General features: G+C 70.4%; 18 protein-coding genes. 16 read left to right on the top strand and 2 right to left on the bottom strand.

Annotated features, from left to right (window positions below; genetic code table 11):
• Positions 1 to 92: 92 nt before the first annotated feature.
• From HHL10_RS16990 to HHL10_RS16945, 10 genes are all read left to right on the top strand, one after another.
• Positions 93 to 968 (top strand): CoA transferase subunit A, encoded by an 876-nt coding sequence (locus tag HHL10_RS16990; RefSeq protein WP_169161587.1) that lies wholly within the window; start codon positions 93 to 95, stop codon positions 966 to 968.
• A 12-nt stretch (positions 969 to 980) separates the two neighbouring features.
• The gene (locus HHL10_RS16985) at positions 981 to 1760 is read left to right on the top strand and encodes a CoA-transferase subunit beta (protein ID WP_169161586.1); all 780 of its coding nucleotides are present in this window, start codon (positions 981 to 983) and stop codon (positions 1758 to 1760) included.
• A gap of 10 nt (positions 1761 to 1770) precedes the next feature.
• Positions 1771 to 2676 (top strand): enoyl-CoA hydratase, encoded by a 906-nt coding sequence (locus HHL10_RS16980; RefSeq protein ID WP_169161585.1) that lies wholly within the window; start codon positions 1771 to 1773, stop codon positions 2674 to 2676.
• Positions 2673 to 3773, top strand: coding sequence for an NAD(P)H-dependent flavin oxidoreductase (locus HHL10_RS16975; RefSeq protein ID WP_169161584.1), 1101 nt, complete (start codon positions 2673 to 2675; stop codon positions 3771 to 3773). The genes HHL10_RS16980 and HHL10_RS16975 overlap by 4 nt, the downstream gene beginning before the upstream one ends.
• Before the next feature lie 15 nt (positions 3774 to 3788).
• On the top strand, positions 3789 to 4544 hold the full coding sequence (locus HHL10_RS16970; RefSeq protein ID WP_169161583.1) for an enoyl-CoA hydratase family protein: 756 nt from the start codon (positions 3789 to 3791) through the stop codon (positions 4542 to 4544).
• 21 nt (positions 4545 to 4565) lie between these two features.
• Entirely contained in the window at positions 4566 to 5720 is a 1155-nt protein-coding gene (locus HHL10_RS16965) for an acyl-CoA dehydrogenase family protein (protein ID WP_169161582.1), read from the top strand.
• 13 nt (positions 5721 to 5733) lie between these two features.
• Positions 5734 to 6807 (top strand): acyl-CoA dehydrogenase family protein, encoded by a 1074-nt coding sequence (locus HHL10_RS16960; RefSeq protein ID WP_169161581.1) that lies wholly within the window; start codon positions 5734 to 5736, stop codon positions 6805 to 6807.
• Between the two features lie 17 nt (positions 6808 to 6824).
• On the top strand, positions 6825 to 7982 hold the full coding sequence (locus HHL10_RS16955) for an acetyl-CoA C-acetyltransferase (protein ID WP_169161580.1): 1158 nt from the start codon (positions 6825 to 6827) through the stop codon (positions 7980 to 7982).
• Positions 7983 to 7996: 14 nt separating this feature from the next.
• The gene (locus HHL10_RS16950; protein ID WP_169161579.1) at positions 7997 to 9550 is read left to right on the top strand and encodes an amidase; all 1554 of its coding nucleotides are present in this window, start codon (positions 7997 to 7999) and stop codon (positions 9548 to 9550) included.
• Between the two features lie 181 nt (positions 9551 to 9731).
• Positions 9732 to 10877, top strand: coding sequence for a helix-turn-helix transcriptional regulator (locus HHL10_RS16945; protein ID WP_310734615.1), 1146 nt, complete (start codon positions 9732 to 9734; stop codon positions 10875 to 10877).
• Between the two features lie 42 nt (positions 10878 to 10919).
• On the opposite strand, the gene HHL10_RS16940 is transcribed toward HHL10_RS16945, so the two are convergent.
• Both HHL10_RS16940 and HHL10_RS16935 read right to left on the bottom strand, forming a co-directional pair.
• Entirely contained in the window at positions 10920 to 11756 is an 837-nt protein-coding gene (locus HHL10_RS16940; RefSeq protein ID WP_169161577.1) for an SDR family NAD(P)-dependent oxidoreductase, read from the bottom strand.
• Positions 11757 to 11779: 23 nt separating this feature from the next.
• A complete protein-coding gene (locus HHL10_RS16935; protein WP_235971574.1) occupies positions 11780 to 13123 on the bottom strand; it encodes a spinster family MFS transporter in 1344 nt (447 codons plus the stop codon).
• Between the two features lie 143 nt (positions 13124 to 13266).
• Between HHL10_RS16935 and HHL10_RS16930 the strand changes: the two genes are divergently transcribed.
• The 6 genes from HHL10_RS16930 to HHL10_RS16905 all read left to right on the top strand — a co-directional run.
• Positions 13267 to 14691 carry a coniferyl aldehyde dehydrogenase gene (locus tag HHL10_RS16930; RefSeq protein ID WP_169161576.1) on the top strand — a complete coding sequence of 475 codons (1425 nt, stop codon included), beginning with the start codon at positions 13267 to 13269 and terminating at the stop codon, positions 14689 to 14691.
• A 112-nt stretch (positions 14692 to 14803) separates the two neighbouring features.
• Positions 14804 to 15577, top strand: coding sequence for an SDR family NAD(P)-dependent oxidoreductase (locus HHL10_RS16925; RefSeq protein WP_169161575.1), 774 nt, complete (start codon positions 14804 to 14806; stop codon positions 15575 to 15577).
• Positions 15578 to 15662: 85 nt separating this feature from the next.
• The gene (locus tag HHL10_RS16920; protein ID WP_169161574.1) at positions 15663 to 16481 is read left to right on the top strand and encodes an enoyl-CoA hydratase/isomerase family protein; all 819 of its coding nucleotides are present in this window, start codon (positions 15663 to 15665) and stop codon (positions 16479 to 16481) included.
• A gap of 20 nt (positions 16482 to 16501) precedes the next feature.
• Positions 16502 to 17251: an electron transfer flavoprotein subunit beta/FixA family protein gene (locus HHL10_RS16915; protein ID WP_169161573.1), complete on the top strand. Its 750-nt coding sequence runs from the start codon at positions 16502 to 16504 to the stop codon at positions 17249 to 17251.
• A gap of 1 nt (position 17252) precedes the next feature.
• Positions 17253 to 18185 (top strand): electron transfer flavoprotein subunit alpha/FixB family protein, encoded by a 933-nt coding sequence (locus HHL10_RS16910; protein ID WP_169161572.1) that lies wholly within the window; start codon positions 17253 to 17255, stop codon positions 18183 to 18185.
• A 76-nt stretch (positions 18186 to 18261) separates the two neighbouring features.
• Positions 18262 to 18673, top strand: a 412-nt coding sequence (locus HHL10_RS16905; RefSeq protein ID WP_510528608.1) for a Rossmann-fold NAD(P)-binding domain-containing protein, incomplete at its 3' end; no start/stop codon positions are given.

The raw sequence follows: 18673 nt of genomic DNA, 5'->3' as shown, positions 1-18673 counted from the left end.
CCGTCGCGTTAGTCCCATCGGACGATGAACGCGCGAGGCGCTGTCCACAGAATGAATTCCATCAGGCCCAGGGTCGGGCGAAGGACACAGGCATGGACAAGCTCATGGACGCCGCGCAAGTGGTGGCACAGATGCGTGACGGCATGACCGTCGGCATTGGCGGGTGGGGACCGCGGCGCAAGCCGATGGCGCTGGTGCGCGAGATCCTGCGCTCCCCGCTGAAGGACCTGACGGTGGTCGCCTATGGCGGCGCCGACGTGGGCATGCTGTGCGCCGCGGGCAAGGTCAGGAAGCTGGTGTTCGCCTTCGTGTCGCTGGACTTCATCCCGCTGGAGCCGTACTTCCGGCTGGCACGCCAGTCCGGCGCCATCGAGGTCAGCGAGCTCGACGAGGGCATGCTGATGCTCGGGCTCAAGGCCGCGGGCATGCGCGTGCCCTACATCCCCACGCGCGTCGGGCTGGGCACCGACGTGCTGCGCCACAACGCGCACATCAAGCTGGTGGACAGTCCCTATGACGACCGCGACTGGGTCGCCGTGCCGGCGCTGCCGCTGGACGTGGCCTTGCTGCACGTGGACCGTGCCGATGCGCGGGGCGTGTGCCAGATCAAGGGGCCGGACCACTACATGGACGACCTCTTCGCCCGGGCCTCGCAGCAGACCTTCGTGAGCTGCGACGAGCTGGTGGACAGCAGCTTCTTCGCCCAGGGCGAGGAGGCGCGCTGCGTGTACTGGGAGCGGTCGCAGACGGCCGGCGTGGTGCACCTGCCCTGCGGCGCGCATCCGAGCAGCTGCGCACCGCGCTACGGCTTCGACGTGGCGCACTTCCAGGCCTACGCGGCCAGCGCCCGAGAGCCCGACGGCTGGCAGCGCTACGCGCAGCAGTACGTGCACTGCAGCGAGCAGGAATACCTGCAGCGCGTGGGCGGTGTCGATGCCATCCGCCAGCTGCCGCTGCCGGTGTTCTGAAGGAGCCCATTCATGAGTGAAACGAACCTGGTGGACCGACTGATCTGCGCCGCGGCGCAGGCGTGGAAGGACGACGGCGAGGTGCTGGCCACCGGCATCGGCCTGGTGCCGCGCCTGGCAGCCTCGCTGTGCATGGCCGCCATCAACCGCGACCTGATGATGACCGACTCCGAAGCCTGGCTGGTGAGCGAGCCGGTGCCGGTCGGGCCCCGCACCGGGCCGCTGGCCGACTACCGTGTGCAGCGCGAGGGACACATGGGTTTCCAGCGCATCTTCGACAACGTCTGGGGCGGCCGCCGCCACGCGATGGTCGGCCCGACCCAGATCGACCGCTGGGGCCAGGCCAACATCTCCATGATCGGCACCGACCACCGGCGGCCCAAGGCGCAGATGCTGGGCGTGCGCGGCTTTCCCGGCAACTCCGCCAACCATGCCAATTCGTTCTTCGTGCCCCGGCACAGCCCCAAGGTCTTCGTCGCGGGGGAAGTGGACATGGTGGCCTCCGTCGGGTTCAACCCGGCGCGGCTGCCGCGCGGCTGGCGCCTGGAGGAGCTGGCCGATCTGCGCCTGGTCGTCACGGACCTGTGCGTGATGGATTTCGGCGGGCCCGATCACCAGATGCGGCTGCGCAGCCTGCATCCCGGCGTGAGCGTGGAGCAGGTGCGGCAGGCCACGGGCTTCGAGCTGTTCGTCGAGGGCGACGTGCCGACCACCCCGGAGCCCACGGCCGAGCAGCTCCAATGGCTGCAGCGGCTGGACCCCCATGGACTGCGCGCCGGCGCGCTGGGCTGAAGGAGGCGCCATGACCACGACCCACGCCGCCGACCGGCTGGTGCAGCGCGAGGACCGGGCCGTCTACGAGACCGGCGAGCCCGTGCTCTACGAGGTGAGCGAGGGCATCGCCACGCTGACCATGAACCGGCCCGCGTTCGGCAACGCCCAGAACTCGCAGATGACCTACGCGCTCGACGCGGCGTTCGGCCGCGCCGTGGACGACGACGCGGTGCGCGTGATCGTGCTGCGCGGCGCCGGCAAGCACTTCAGTGCCGGGCATGACATCGGCACGCCCGGGCGCGACGTGAACCGCCGCTTCGACCAGCGGTCGCAGCTGTGGTGGGACCACAGCAACAAGCCCGGCGCCGAGTTCCACTACGCCCGGGAGCAGGAGGTCTACCTGGGCATGTGCCGGCGCTGGCACGACGCGCCGAAACCCACCATCGCCATGGTGCAGGGCGCGTGCATCGCCGGCGGGCTGATGCTGGCCTGGGTGTGCGACCTGATCGTCGCCAGCGACGATGCGTTCTTCCAGGACCCGGTGCTGCGCATGGGCATTCCCGGCGTCGAGTACTTCGCCCACGCGCATGAGCTCAACACGCGGGTCGCCAAGGAGTTCCTGTTCCTGGGCGACAAGATGGACGCGCAGCGCGCCCACCAGATGGGCATGGTCAACCGCGTCGTGCCCCGCGCGCAGCTGCAGGAGCAGACCTGGGCCATCGCGCAGCGCATCGCGCAGCAGCCGCGCCTGGCGCTGGCGCTGGCCAAGCAGGTGGTCAACCGGGCGGCGGAGCTGCAGGGGCTGCGGGCCACCGTGGACATGGCCTATGGCTACCACCAGCTCGCGCACGCCCATGGCCAGCTGGTGGCCGACAACCACCTCGGCGGCCACGACGCGCGCTCCATGGCCGAGGCCAACCGGAAGGCGGCATGAGGAACGACCTGCGCCCGCCCTTCGACGACGGTTTCCTGCGCACGCCGCTGTGCGAGCTGCTGGGCTGCCGCTACCCCATCGTGCAGACCGCCATGGGTTACGTGGCCGGCTCCGGTCTCGTGGCGGCGACCTGCAATGCCGGCGGCTTCGGCTTCCTGGCGGGTGCCACCATCGCGGCCGAGCGCATCGAGGCCGAGATCGTGCGCGTGCGCGAGCTCACCGGGGACAAGCCCTTCGGGCTGAACTTCCACATGTTCCAGCCCAACGCCCAGCAGCTGCTGGACCTGGCGGTGCGGCACCGTGTGCGCGCCGTGAGCTACGGCCGCGGGCCGGACCGCAAGACCATCGCCCGGCTGCGCGATGCCGGCATCGTCTGCATGCCCACCGTGGGCGCCCTCAAGCATGCCCTCAAGGCCATCGAGCTGGGCGCCAACGTGGTGACGGTGCAGGGCGGCGAAGGCGGCGGGCACACCGGCTCGGTACCGACCACGGTGCTGCTGCCCCAGGTGCTCGATGCGGTGCGGGTGCCGGTCGTGGCCGCGGGCGGCTTCTACGACGGGCGCGGTCTGCTGGCCGCGCTGGCCTGGGGCGCGCAGGGCATCGCCATGGGCACGCGCTTCCTGATGACCAGCGACAGCGGCGTGCCCGGGGCCACGCTGCAGCGCTACGTGGGCACGCGCGATCCGGAGCGCATCCGCGTCTCCACGCTCGTGGACGGCATGCCGCAGCGCATGATCCCCAACGAGGTGCTGGAGCGGCTGGAGCAGGCGGCCCCGCTGCGGCGCACGCTCATCGCGCTGCGCACCGCGCTGCAATGGAAGGCGCAGACCGGCATGAGCCTGCGCCATGCCGCGGCGGTGCTGCTGCGCACCCTTCGCGAGGACCCCGCCAGCCTGGCGCAGACCGTCATGGCCGGCAACGCACCGTTGCTGCTGCAACGGGCCATGGTGCAGGGGCGACCCGAGCAGGGCGTGATGTCCGCGGGGCAGGTCGCCGCCCTCATCGGGCAGCTGGATTCGTGCCGGGACGTCATCGACGGCATCGTCGCGCAGGCCGCCGAGCGCCGTGCCGTGCTGCTGCAGGGACTGCCTGCCTGAACAAGAGGAGAAACCATGCAGGAACCGTTCAAGATCACGGTGCACGAGGACGGCGTGGCCGAGCTCGTGCTGGACCATCCCCCGGTCAACGCCTTGCCGAGTGCCGGCTGGCGCGCCCTGGCCGCGGCCATCGAGGTGCTGGGGCGGCGCAGCGAGGTGAGGGCGATCGTCATCCGCGCCGAGGGCCGGGGCTTCTGCGCCGGCGTGGACATCAAGGAGCTCGACGGTCGCCCGGACCTGATCGTGGAGGTCAACGCGGGCAACCACGCCACGTTCAGGGCGGTGCACCTCAATCCCGTGCCGGTGATCGCCGCGGTGCACGGCTTCGTGCTCGGCGGCGGCATCGGCATCTGCGGCGCGGCCGACATCGTCATCGCGGCGGAGGATGCCCGTTTCGGGCTGCCGGAGGTGGACCGCGGTGCCATGGGCGGCGCGGCGCACCTGCAGCGCATGTTCGGCGTGCAGAAGACGCGCTATCTCTTCTTCACGGGGGAGATGATCGGTGCGCCCGAGGCGCTGCGCCTGGGCGCCGTCGAGCGCGTGGTGCCGCGCGAGCGGCTGCGCGACGAGGCCCTGGCCGTGGCCGCGAAGATCGCCGCCAAGAGCCCCGCGATGATCCGCATCGCCAAGGAGGCGCTCACCGGCATCGAGGACGGCAACCTCGAAGCCAAGTACCGCTGGGAGCAGGGCTTCACGTTGCAGGCCTACATGAGCCCGGATTCGGCCGAGACGCGGCGGGCCTTCGTGCAGAAGCGCGAAGCCCGCTTCTGATTCCACAGAAAGCGAGAACCCATGGAGCTGCGCTACACGCCCGCCCAGAGGGCCTTTCGCGCCGAGGTGCGCGACTGGCTGTTCACCCATGTGCCGCGGGAGCGGTTCGCCAGCTACGACACCCGTGAAGGCTTCGAACAGCACCGGGCCTGGGAAGCCACGCTGGCGTCCGCCGGCTACAGCAGCGTCACCTGGCCCAGGGAACTGGGCGGCCGTGGCTGCGGCCTCATCGAGTGGCTGATCTTCGAGGAGGAATACTGGGCCGCCGACGCGCCGCTGCGCGTCAACCAGAACGGCATCCTGCTGCTGGGGCCGACGCTGATGGAGTTCGGCACCGAGGCGCAGAAGGCCCGCTTCCTGCCCCGCATGGCGCGCTGCGACGACATGTGGGCCCAAGGCTGGAGCGAGCCGGGTGCCGGCTCCGACATGGCCGCCATCAGCAGCCGTGCCGTGCGCGACGGCGACCACTACGTGCTCAACGGCCAGAAGATCTGGTCCACGCGCGCCATCTTCGCCAACTGGATGTTCGGGCTGTTCCGCAGCGACCCGGCATCGAGCCGCCACCACGGCTTGAGCTACCTGCTGGTGCCGCTGGACACGCCGGGGATCACGGTGCGTCCGATCAAGGCGCTCAACGGGCTGCCCGCGTTCGCCGAGGTGTTCTTCGACGACGTGCGCGTGCCGGTGGAGAGCCTGCTGGGCGAGGAAGGGCAGGGCTGGAACGTCGCGATGGCCACGGCCGGCTTCGAGCGCGGGCTGCTGCTGCGCTCGCCCGCGCGCTACCAGCGCAGCGTGCAGCGCCTAGTGCAGCTCTACCGGTGCCACCGCGACACCGCGGACCGCGACCCTTCCATCCGGGACGCCGTGCTGCGGGCCTGGATGGGGGCCGAGGCCTACACGTTGGCGTCGTACCACACGGTGGGGCGGCTGCAGCGCGGGGCGCGCATCGGCGCCGAGGCCAGCACCAACAAGATCTTCTGGTCCGAGCTGGACCTGGAGCTGCACGAGACGGCCATGCGCATCCTCGGAGCGCGTGCCGAGCTCATGCACGATCCCGAAGTGGCGGACTGGCTCGACGGTTTCCTGTTCGCGCAGGCCGGGCCGATCTATGCCGGCAGCAACGAGATCCAGCGCAACATCATTGCCGAGCGCATGCTCGGCCTGCCCAAGGCCTGAGGGAGCCACGCCGATGGACTTTTGCTTTACCGACGACCAGCTGGCGTTCCGCGATTCGCTGAGCCGCCTGCTGATGATCGAGGCCGCACCGGAGACGCTGCGCGAGATCTGGCAAACCGACGAGGGGCGTTCGCCGTCAATGCGGGCCAAGATCGCGGCGCAGGGCCTCACCGGGCTGTCGGTGCCCGAGGCCGAGGGCGGCATGGGGCTGGGCGACGTCGACTGGGCGCTGCTGATGCAGGAGCTGGGGTACTACGCCCTCTCCGATTCGCTGGTCGACACGGCCTGCGTGGCCGCGGCGATGCTGGCCGGGCTGCCCGAAGGACACCCGCTGCGCCGTGCCTGGTTGCCGCGCATCGTGGACGGAGATTGCCGCATCGCGGTGGGCCACCCGGTCAACCCCTGGGTGGCGGACGCCGGCCTGGCCGACCTGCTGCTGCTGCCGCACCCGACGCCCCGGGGGCTGGAGCTGCATGCGCTGCGGCGCGAGCAGGTGCACGTCGAGCCCCAGGCCAGCATCGACTCCTCGCGGCGCCTGGCGCAGGTGCGCTGGGAGCCGAACGACGCCACGCGCGTGCTCGATGGCGCCGCTGCCCAGCCGCTGTGGGACCAGGCACTGGAGCGCGGCGCGCTCGGCGTGGCCGGACAACTCGTCGGCCTGGCGCAGCGCATGCTGGACCTGGCGGTGGATTACGCCGCGCAGCGAAAGCAGTTCGGCAAGCCCATCGGCAGCTTCCAGGCGGTCAAGCACCAGCTGGCTGACGTGGTGACCAAGATCGAGTTCGCCCGCCCCGTGCTCTACCGCGCCGTTGTCGCGCTGGACCAGGGAGAGCGGCAGACCGCGCTGCGCGTCTCCCACGCCAAGCTCGCCTGTGCGGATGCGGCCTGGACCGCGGCGCGCAAGAGCATCCAGGTGCATGGCGCCATGGGCTACACCTGGGAGGTGGACCTGCAGATGTTCATGAAGCGGGCCTGGGTGCTCGACGCGGCCTGGGGCGACCGCGCGTTCCACCGCACACGCCTGGCCGACGCGCTGCTGGGCGAGGACGCACCGCTGGGCACCGCCGCCACTTTCCCCGACCAGTGACTCCAGGAGCCGACCCGATGGCACAGGAAGCTTATATCGTCGATGCACTGCGCTCGCCCACGGGCAAGCGCGGCGGCTCACTCGCCGCGGTGCACGGCGCCGACCTCGGCGCGCATGTGATCAAGGCGCTCGTCGAACGCAACGACGTGCCCGCGGCCGAGTATGACGACGTGGTGTTCGGTTGCGTGGACACCGTTGGACCGCTCGCGGGCGACATCGCGCGCACCGCGTGGCTGGCGGCCGGCATGCCGCTGAACGTGCCCGGCACGACGGTGGACCGCCAGTGCGGCAGCTCGCAGCAGGCGGTGCACTTCGCGGCGCAGGCCGTGATGAGCGGCACCATGGACGTGGTGCTGGCCGGCGGCGTGCAGACGATGAGCAGCATCCCGATCTCCTCGGCCATGCTGGCGGGCCAGGCGCTGGGATTCACCACGCCGTTTGCGGAATGCCGCGGCTGGCGCGCGCGGTTCGGCGACGCGCCGGTGAACCAGTTCTATGCGGCGCAGCGCATTGCCGACCGCTGGGAGCTCTCGCGCGAGGACATGGAGGTCTATGCCAAGCGCAGCCATGACCGCGCATTGCAGGCTATCCGCGACGGGCGCTTCGACCGGGAGGTGGTGCCGCTGCCGGGTTTGCTGGCCATGGACGAGACGGCGCGCGAGACCTCGATGGAGAAGATGGCCTCGCTGGAGCCCGTCGATCCGGCCTATCCCAAGATCACGGCCGCGGTATCGAGCTCGACCTGCGATGCCGCGGCCGCGCTGCTGGTGGTGTCGGAAACCGCGCTCAAGCGTTACGGCCTCAAGCCCCGGGCACGCATCCATCACCTGAGCGTGCGCGCCGACGACCCGATCTGGCACCTCACCGCTCCCATCCCGGCCACCGCGCATGCCCTGCGCAAGGCCGGCATGAAGCTGCACGACATCGACCTCGTGGAGATCAACGAGGCGTTCGCATCGGTCGTGATGGCCTGGCTCAGGGAGACCGACTATCCGCTGGAGCGCACCAACGTCAATGGCGGTGCCATCGCGCTGGGCCATCCCCTGGGGGCCTCGGGCGCCAAGCTGATGACGACCCTGCTGCACGAGCTGGAGCGAACCGGCGGGCGCTTCGGGCTGCAGACCATGTGCGAGGGTGGCGGGCAGGCCAACGTCACCATCATCGAGCGGCTGTGACGGGGAGATGTTCGATGGCTGAACAACCTGATGCCGGGCGGCGCGGGTTCATCAAGGTGGCGGTAGCCGGGGCGGCCTCGCTCGGTTTGCAGGCCGCGCCTGCGGGGGCGCGTCCGCTGCCCGAGTACGAACGATGGGACGCCACCGCGCTGGCGGCGAAGATCCGCAACGGCGAGGTCACGCCGCTCGAAGCGCTCGACGCGGCCATCGCCCGTACCGAGGCCCATGCCGCGCTCAACGCCATCGCGCTGCGCCACTTCGAGGCGGCCCGCGAGGCGGCCCGCGGGCTGTCCGCGCTGAGCCGCGGCGAGCGGGCGCGCCGCGCCGAGTCCGCGCCGTTGCTGGGCGTGCCTTTCGCGCTCAAGGACCTGGGCGTGGCGATGGCCGGCACGGTGACCACCAACGGCAGCGCGTTCTTCAAGGACGCCGTGGCCGACCACGACTCCACGCTGGTGCAGCGCTACCGCGCGGCGGGGCTGAACGTTTTTGCCAAGACCACCTCGCCGGAGTTTGGGCAAACCGCCACCACGGAGTCGAGGCTGTTCGGGCTCACGCGCAATCCGTGGAATACGGTCCTGAGCAGCGGTGGATCATCGGGTGGCGCGGCGGTGGCAGTGGCCAGCGGCATGGTGCCCGTGGCCCATGCCAGCGACGGTGGCGGCTCGATCCGCATCCCCGCCTCGCATTGCGGCCTGTTCGGGCTCAAGCCCAGCCGCGGCCGCGTGCCGGCAGGGCCCAAGGCGCTGGAAGGCTGGCTGGGCTTGTCGATCAACCATGCCATCAGCCGCTCGGTGCGCGACAGCGCGCTGCTGCTGCAGCTCACCCAGGGCGCGGAGCCCGGCAGCCGCAGCGCCCCGCCGGTGCAGCCCTTGCTGGCCGCCATCGAGCGGCCACCGCGCCGGCTGCGCATCGCGTTGCTGGAGGAGAACGTCTTCGGCCTGCCCGTGCACCCGGACTGCCTTGCCGCCGCGCGCGCGGCGGCGAAGCTGTGCGAGTCTTTGGGTCACAGCGTCGAGCCCGCACCGGCACGGCTGCTGAGCCGGGAGCTGATCGGGGAGATGTTCACCGGCATGGGCGTGGTCACAGCCACCGGCATGCTCAGCACCGTCCGTGCGCGCGAGAAGGCCATCGGCCGCGCCGCCCGCGAGGACGAATTCGAGCCGATCAACTGGCGCAGCCTCAACCTGGCGCGCGGCTACAGCGCCGAGCAGGTGCTGGCGGCCCGCAGCGCCTTCGACCAGGTCGGGCGCACCTTCGACCTGTTCTTCGGCACGTACGACCTCCTGCTGTCACCGGTCACGGCCGCGCCGGCGCCCAGGCTCGGCGCGATGTCGCTCGACCAGCCCTTCGACGACTACGTCAAGTCGGCAATGATGGCCTCGCCGTTCACGGCCATGTTCAACATGAGCGGCCATCCGGCCATGTCGGTGCCGCTGCATTGGAACGCCGCGGGCATGCCGATAGGCGCGCAGTTCGCGGCGCCTTTCGGGGACGAGGCCCGGCTGCTGTCGCTGGCCGCGCAGCTTGAGCAGGCCGCGCCCTGGCAACAGCGCCATCCGGCACTGTGAAGGCCGGGATGATGTTTCCATACGAAAAATCGTCTAATACCCGGAGAGTTCGGCTGGATTTGCTTGCGGGCTTTCCTCAATGCACACCTGTACGGACCCTCCCTACACTGAGACCGTGATGAGCAGTTGCATTGACGACCCGTCCACAGAGGCGGAATTGGAGACAACCCCCGGCGCACCCGTGGCCGCAGGCCCTGCGGCGGCCACGTCCATCGAGCGCTTCAGCAATCTGCTGGGTGTCATCTATGACGTGCCGCTGGACACGTCGCGCTGGGCCGATTGCCTGGACCAGCTCCGGCTGGAGCTGCGGGGCAACTACACCTCGCTGATCGTGCGCCCGGGCGGTGTCGACGACCTGGGGCTGATCGTGTCGTCTTCGGGTGACCGCCGCGTGCTTTCGCCACACAACCGCTACATCGCCATGAGCCCCTTCAAGGGGCTGACGCCGGACAAGGTGGTGACGATCCAGGACATCCTGCCCGAGGTCGACTGGCGGGCGTCGTCCTATTACCGCGACTGGTGCCAGCCTCATGACGTGTTCCATGTGCTGGCCGTGGACCTGGCCACCAGTGACGGTGGCGTGTACGGGTTCCGGGTCACGCGCCCGGAACAGGCGCCGGCGTTCTCGACGGCGGATGTCGAGTTTGCCCGCCGCCTGGTACCGCACCTCAAGCGTGCGCTGAACCTGCACCTCTCCATCCACCAGGACCGCAAGCTCAACTCGCTCTACGGCCACGCCATGGCCCAGCTGATGGTCGGCGTGGTAGTGCTGGACGAGAACGGCGAGGTCATCGAGTGCAATCCTGCAGCCGCCGGCATCCTGGAGATGGAAGACGGCCTGCGCGTTGTGGGCCAGCAGCTGGAGGCCACGTATGCCAATGACGACCGCAAGCTCCAGCGCCTGGTGCGTGAGGCCCTGACCCATCCGCAGGCGTCGGAGGCGGGGCTCACGGAAGCCATGTCCGTGAGCCGTCCGTCGGGTCAGCTCAGCTGGGGCGTGGTGGTGCAGGCGATCTCGCCTGACCAGTGGACGGAAGGCAAGCATCGGCCCAGCGTGGCGGTGTTCGTCCGCGACACCGAGGGCAAGGCGCACCCGCCGGTGAAGTTGGCGCAGCAGCTTTTCCAGCTCACGCCCGCGGAAAGTGCGCTGGCCATCGAGCTGGCCAACGGGCTGTCGTTGGAAGAGGCTGCGGAGGCGCTCAACATCCGCCGCAACACCGCGCGGGCACACCTGCGGTCGATCTTCTCCAAGACCGGCGTGCGGCGCCAGACCGAGCTGGTGCGCATCTTCCTCAACAGCGTCGCCTGGCTCGGCTCGCGCAATTGACGCGGTTGGCGCGGGGCTGCCGCCTGGCGCCCCGGCAGCTCCTCAGGGCGCCAGCCCGTGTTCGCGCACCAGCGCTTGCAGCTCGATCATGCTGGGCTTGCGCGCCAGCTCGGCGGCCCGCGGATCGGTCGCCAGCCACAGCAGGGCCGCCGCGATGGCCTCGGGCCGCATGGCGCCGAAGCGCTGTTCCAGCACCCCGCCATCGCCCAGCGTCGCGGTCACGGCCTCGGTGCTGACCAGGCCGGGATTGACGCTGAAGGCGCGTATGCCGCGTGCGCCATGTTCGCGGTTGATGCACCCGGCCAGGCGCGCCAACGCCGCCTTGGACGCACCGTAGGCAAATCCCCAGCCGCCCCGGTTGGCCGGCACGGGCGGGTCGCTCTGGCCGGCTCCGGAACAGACGTTGATGATCTGCCCGCCACGGCGTCCGAGCATGCGCGGCAGCACCCGGCGCACCAGGCGCAATGGCGCCACGACGTTGCCCTGCAGCGTGCGCATCAGCGCCGCATCATCGAGATCGAGCAGCATCGCGTTCATCTCGGGGTCCTGGTAGACGGCGTTGTTGATCAGCAGGTCGATACGGTCCCAGCGGCCGATCACCACATCCAGCGCCGCATCGAGCGAGTCCGGGTCCAGCAGGTCCATCGGGAGGGTCAGCACCTCGGCACCCGTGGCGGTCACGGCCTTGGCCGTTCGATACAGGCTGCCCGACAGCAGCGTGCCGTCGGGACGGCGCAACTGGTGCGTCAGCGGCTTTTCTTCGCTCAGCGTGCGGGCCGTGATGGCCACGCGCCAGCCCGCGCGGCCGAAGGCTTCGGCAGTGGCTGCGCCGATGCCTCGGCTGGCGCCGGTGACCAGCACCACGGGTGTGTCGTTCATCAGTAAGTTTCCTCGGAATGGTTTCAGGACAGGGCAGGGGCGGCGGCCCCCAGGCGGCGCAGTTGCTGCCGGTACGGCTCGATGGCCAGCGCCATGAACACCAGCGTCAGCGTCAGCAGGCTCACGGCGCCCAGCAGGGCATGGCGCAGCGCCTCGGCGCCGTACAGGGGGGTGAGCCAGTCGCTCAGCGCACCGGTGACCAGCGGGCCGGCACCCACGCCGAACAGGGTGATGAAGAAGTTCAGCAGCGCGGCCGCGACGCTGCGTTCAGCGGGATCGACCATGTGGCTCACGGCGCTGTAGGACAGCGGCGGCCACCAGCTGGCGAAGAAGGCAAAGCCCAGGGCGAAGGCCAGGGCATGCGGGATCTGCAGCCCGCCCACGCTCCAGTGCCCACCCGCGGGCCACAGGAAGAAGCCCAGTGCCAGGGGCAGCGACAGCGCCACGCCGGCCAAGGGCAGCCCGAGTTGCCAACGCATGTCGCGCTGCACCAGCCAGTCGCACAGCCAGCCGCAGAAGATGGCGCCGGCAATGGCGCCCAGGCCACTGGCACCGCCATACAGCAGGCCGGCCTGCGCGATGTCGAGGCCGTGGCTGCGCACCAGGAAGCTTGGCGACCACACGCCGTAGCCATAGCCGGCCACGCCGGCAATGCCGCAGGCCAGCGCCAGGTACCGGAAGGCCGGCATGGCCAGCAATCGCCACACCTGGCGCAGCATCGGCTCGGCCGAGGGCGCGGACGAGGCAGCGACGCCTTGGCGGTGCGGCTCGCGCACCAGCAGCCACACCAGCAGGCCCAGCACGACGCCGGGTGCGCCGAACCACAGGAAGGTTGCCCGCCAGCCATAGTGCTGCGCGATCCAGCCGCCCAGCGCCAGGCCCAGCAGCGCGCCGAAATGCGGGCCCATCATGAACAGGCTGATCGCCATGGAGCGCCGATGCTTGGGGTACAGGTCGGACACGATGGAGATGGAGGGCGCCATGCCGCCGGCCTCTCCCACGGCCACCGACATGCGCGCCAGCAGCAGTTGCCAGAACTGCGTCGCCATCCCGCAGGCCATCGTGGCCAGGCTCCAGAGGCTGCAGCACAGCGCCACGATGTTGCGCCGGCTGCGGCGGTCAGCCAGCCGGCCCACGGGCACGCCCAGCGCCGCGTACAGCAGCCCGAAGGCCAGCCCGCTGAGCAGGCCCATTTGCGTGTCCGAGGCGCCGAACTCGCGCTTGATCGGCTCGATCAGGATCGCCAGCACCTGCCGGTCGATGAAGGAAAACACGTAGACCAGTGTCAGCAGCACCAAGCTCAGATGGGTGCGCCAGGAGTTCTCTTGCGGCATGGGCAGCAGTGGCGGCGGTGGAGGATGCCCCATCGTCGGCGGCCTTTGCCATGGCAGGCATCGTCCCTTCGGACGAAGTGCAACCCCGTACGGCGCGGCACCCTGGAGTGGCTGAGTCCATCATTGCGGACCGCGGGGCGGTGAGCCCCGGAACAACCAACACAGGAGACGACGCCATGCCCCGGACAACCTCGGCGCGTGCACTGCTCGACGTGCAGCGCGCAGCCTTCCTCGCCTCCGGCCCTGACCCGGATGCAGTGCGCCAAGCGCGGCTGCAGCGGGTAATCGACCTGCTGGTCGAACACCATGAAGCCCTGTGCCGCGCGATGGAGGCCGACTTCGGTGGCCGCTCGCCGGTCTTCTCGCTGATGAACGACGTGCTGGGGTCTCTGGCATCGCTCAAGCATGCGCGCGACCACCTGCCCCAGTGGACGCCACGCGAGCCCCGACCGGCCATGGCACCGTTCGACGCGTTCGGCGCCGGCGCGTGGGTGCAGTACCAGCCCAAGGGCGTGGTGGGCATCATCGGCACCTGGAACGCGCCGCTCTACACGCTGCTGTCGCCCCTGGCCAGCGTGCTGGCGGCAGGCAACCGGGCGGTGCTCAAGCCTTCCGAGCTCACGCCGCGCACGGCCGAGGTGCTGGCGCAGGCGGTGGTGGCCTTCTTCGAGCCCCAGGAGCTGGCCGTGGTCACCGGCGGGGCCGACGTGGGCGCCGACTTTGCCGCGCAGCCCTGGGATCACCTGGTGTTTACCGGATCGACGGCCGTGGGTCGCCTGGTGATGCAAGCCGCCGCGGCCAACCTGGTGCCGGTCACGCTGGAGCTCGGCGGCAAGTCGCCGGTGCTCGTCGGGCGCGATGCCGACATCGCGGGCGTCGCCGAGCGCATTGCCGTGGGCAAGAGCACCAACGGCGGGCAACTGTGCGTCGCACCCGACGTGGTGTGGGTGCATGCCTCGCAGGCCGAGGCGCTGGTCAGCGCCCTGGACACGGCCTGGCGCACGCTGTTCCCCACCATCGCCGGCAATGCCGACGTGGTGCCCGTGATCAACGAGCGGCACTTCGCGCGCGTGGAGTCCTACATCGCCGACGCTGCCGCGCGCGGCGCGCAGATCCGCATGGCCGGCGGCTGGCCGGATGCGCGGGGCGCCGCCGAGCGGCGCATGCCGCTGCGCGTGGTCATCGACCCGCCCGCCGACAGCCTGATCATGCAGCACGAGATCTTCGGACCGGCGCTGGTGCTGCGCACCTACCAGGCCTTCGAGGACGCCCTGGCGGCCGTGGCTGCCGGGCCCCGGCCGCTGGCGCTCTACTGGTTCGGCAGCGACGCCGACGAGCAGGAGCAGGTGCTGCAGCGCACGCTCTCGGGCGGGGTGTCGCTGGGTGACGTGTGCATGCACCCGGCAGTTGAGGACGCACCGTTCGGCGGTGTCGGTACCTCTGGCATGGGGCGCTACCACGGCCGCGAGGGCTTCCTGGAGTTCAGCCACGCCCGCACGGTCTACCAGGCCGGGGCGCAGGACCCGCGGCGCGGCTTCGGCATGCTCCCTCCCTACAGCGACGCTTTCGCGCAGATGCTGCGCGCGGCCGTCACGCGCTGAGCACGACGACCGAGACGCCGGCACCGCGCCGGCCGCATCGTCCGTTCGCACGATGGCCGCGCCGGGGGCGCGGCCGAACATCGGTGATCCCTTCACTGCCGAGGAGGCACCGATGACCGCAGTACTGCCCCTTTTCTCCCTCGATGGCCAGGTCGCCATCGTCACCGGTGCCGGCAAGGGCATCGGCCGCGCCTGCGCGCTGGCCTTTGCCCGCGCCGGCGCCGACGTGGCGCTGGCCGCCCGCACTTCATCCGACGTCGATGCCGTGGCCGCCGAGATCGCCGCCATGGGCCGCCGCGCCATCGCGGTGGCCGGTGACGTCGCCGACGAGGCGGCACTGGACCGGCTCGTGGCGCGCACGCGCGAAGAGCTGGGCCGAATCACGCTGCTGGTCAACAACGCGGGCGGCGCAGGCCCCAACGACCCGCGCCGCATGGGCGCCGCCGAGTTCAGCCGCGTCCTGTGCTGGAACGTCCAGCCCGCCTACCTGCTGATCCAGAAGGCGGCGCCGCACATGCGCGACGCCGGCGGCGGGGCCGTGGTCAACATCTCCTCCACCGCCGCCCGCTATGCGCAGAAGCACTTCAGCGCCTACGGCGCGGCCAAGGCGGCGCTGAACCAGCTCACGCGCAACCTGGCCCAGGACTACGCGCCGCACGTCCGCATCAACGCCATCGAGCCCGGGACCATCATGACGGATGCGCTCGCACCCTTCCTGACGCCCGAACGCAAGCAGGCCCTGCTGGACGGCACGCCCATGGGCTGCCTGGGGCAGCCTGAAGACATCGCCGCCGCGGCGCTGTTCCTGGCTTCGCCCGCAGCGCGCTGGATCACGGGGAAGATCCTGGGCGTCGACGGTGGTGTGGAAGCGCCGAACTGGCGCTGACAAGCGAAGCGCCCATCGTCCGTTCGGACGGCGCGCGGCAGCAGCCTCGGCGGCACAGTGAAGGCACTCCCCTCCTGTACGCCGCATGACTTCCACCTCCTTGCTGCTCGTTGAACGCTTCGGTCCCGTGGCCCGGCTGACATTGAACCGGCCGGCGCAGGGTAACGCGATGGACGCCCCGCTCGCCAGGACCCTGCTGGCGGCTGCCATCGCCTGCGACGCCGACGCCTCCATCCGCTGCGTGCTGCTCACCGGCAGCGGCAAGCTGTTCTGCGCCGGCGGCGACATCGGTGCCTTCCAGCAGGCCGGCACCGCGCTCCCTGCGCTGGTGATGGACATCACCGCCAGCCTGCACGCGGCGGTGGCCCGGCTGGCGCGCATGGACAAGCCCCTGGTGACGGCGCTGAACGGCGCGGCCGCCGGTGCGGGGCTCGGCCTGGCACTGATGGGCGACGTGGTGCTCGCGGCCCGATCGGCCCACCTCACGGCCGCGTACACGGCGATCGGGCTCTCCCCCGACGCCGGCGCCTCCTGGTGGTTGCCCAGGCTCGCGGGCCTGCGGCAGGCCCAGGACATGATCCTCACCAACCGGCGTGTGCGCGCCGAGGAGGCGCGGGAGCTGGGGCTTGTCACCCGCGTGGTCGATGACGCCGACCTCGCGCAGGAGGCCATGGCAGTTGCCACCAGGCTGGCGAGCTACGCCACGCAGGCGCTGGGCCGCTCGCGCCGGCTGCTGCTGCAGAGCTTCGACACTGGGCTGGAAGCGCATCTGCAGGCCGAGGCACGCGAGATCGCCGCGGCGGCCACCACGCCCGACGGCCGCGAGGGCGTGCGCGCCTTCGTCGAGCGGCGCGCGGCCCTGTTCGATACGTTGTCAACGGCCTTCACGCCTGGCCAGGCGTGAGGCCCAACCTGGAGACATTCATGAAGGTACTGGTCGCCGTGAAGCGCGTCGTAGACTACAACGTCAAGGTCCGCGTCAAGTCCGACGGCAGCGGCGTGGACCTCGCCAACGTCAAGATGAGCATGAATCCCTTCGACGAGATCGCCGTCGAGGAGGCCGTGCGGCTCAAGGAAAAGGGCGTCGCCACGGAAGTCATTGCCGTGTCCTGCGGCCCCGCCGTCTGCCAGGAAACGCTGCGCACGGCGCTGGCCATCGGCGCGGACCGCGCCATCCTGGTCGAGACCGATGCCGAGTTGCAGCCGCTGACCGTGGCGAAGCTGCTCAAGGCCGTCGTGGAAAAGGAGCAGCCGAGCCTGGTGATCGTGGGCAAGCAGGCCATCGACGGCGACTGCAACCAGACCGGCCAGATGCTCGCCGCGCTGGCTGATCTTCCCCAGGCCACCTTTGCTTCCGAGCTCGCCGTGTCGGACGGCAGGGCCAGGGTCACCCGCGAAGTGGATGGCGGCCTGGAAACCGTGGACGTCACGCTGCCCGCGGTCGTCACGACCGACCTGCGCCTGAACGAGCCGCGCTACGTGACGCTGCCCAACATCATGAAGGCCAAGAAGAAGCCGCTGGCCATCCTCGATCCCGGCGCGCTTGGCGTCAACGTGGTGTCGCGCATCACGACGCTCAACGTGAGCGAGCCGCCCAAGCGCGGCGCCGGGGTGAAGGTGGCCGACGTGGCAACCCTCGTCGAGAAACTGAAGAACGAAGCCAAGGTGATCTGAGATGTCCGTCCTTGTCATTGCCGAACACGACAACGCGCAGCTCAAGAGCGCGACCCTCAACACGATCACCGCGGCCCTTCAATGTGGCGGCGAGGTCCATGTGCTGGTGGCCGGGGAGAACGCCGGCCCGGCAGCGCAGGCAGCAGCGAGCGTCCAGGGTGTGGCCAAGGTGCTTCACGCCGACTCGGCAGCGCTCGCCTCGCAGCTGGCCGAGAACCTGGCCGCGCAGGTGCTGGCCGTGGCGCCCGGCTACAGCCACATCCTGTTCCCGTCCACGGCCTGCGGTCGCAACCTCGCTCCGCGCGTGGCGGCCAGGCTGGACGTCTCGCAGCTGAGCGACGTGATCAGGGTCGTTGCGTCGGATACGTTCGAGCGTCCGATCTATGCCGGAAATGCCATCGCGACCGTGCGCAGTGCCGACCCCGTGAAGGTGCTCACCGTGCGCAGCACGAGCTTCGAGCCGGCACGGGCGAGTGGCGGTACGGCGCCGGGGGAGGCTGTCGTGCCGGTCCCCGACAGCGGCAACAGTGCCCTCGTGAGTCGCGAGTTGACCAGGAGTGACCGCCCCGAGCTCTCGGATGCCAAGATCGTCGTGTCGGGCGGCCGCGCGCTGGGCTCGGCGGAGAAGTTCACGGAAGTGCTCACGCCGCTGGCCGACAAGCTGGGCGCGGCGCTGGGTGCCTCGCGTGCCGCGGTGGACGCCGGCTACGCCCCCAACGACTGGCAGGTGGGCCAGACCGGCAAGATCGTGGCGCCCGCGCTGTACGTCGCCTGCGGCATCAGCGGCGCGATCCAGCATCTTGCTGGGATGAAGGACTCCAAGGTCATCGTGGCCATCAACAAGGACCCGGAGGCACCCATATTTTCCGTGGCCGATTACGCCCTGGAAGCCGATCTGTTCGCGGCCGTACCGCAGCTGGTCAACGTGCTCTGACGACAGCCGGTACCTCCGGTCGCCCGACACCGGCGTCAGGACGTCCAAGCACCCTCAATCTGCCAGAGGCTGGTCGATGTACATCGGCATACCCCGAGAAAGCACACCGGGCGAGACCCGGGTAGCCGTCACGCCGGAGACGGCAAGGAAGCTCATGGCCCAGGGCCACCGGCTGTGCGTGCAATCCGGCGCCGGCGTGGCGGCGGCCGCCCCTGATGCGGCCTATGCTGCGGTGGGCGCCGAGATCTTGGATGCGTCCGCCGCGCTGGGCTGCGAGCTGGTGCTCAAGGTGCGCCCGCCCTCGCCCGAGGAGCTCGGGCTCATGAAGCCCGGCGCCACGCTGGTGGGCATGCTCAATCCCTTCGACCGCGAAGGGCTGGAGCGGCTGGCCGCCGCCGGGCTGACCAGCTTCGCGCTCGAAGCCGCCCCGCGCACCACGCGCGCGCAGAGCATGGACGTGCTCTCCAGCCAGGCCAACATCGCCGGCT

This window comes from Azohydromonas caseinilytica (assembly GCF_012927045.1).
GTDB classification, from domain to species: Bacteria; Pseudomonadota; Gammaproteobacteria; order Burkholderiales; family Burkholderiaceae_C; genus Azohydromonas; species Azohydromonas caseinilytica.
This window is presented reverse-complemented; position numbering and strand designations above follow the sequence as displayed.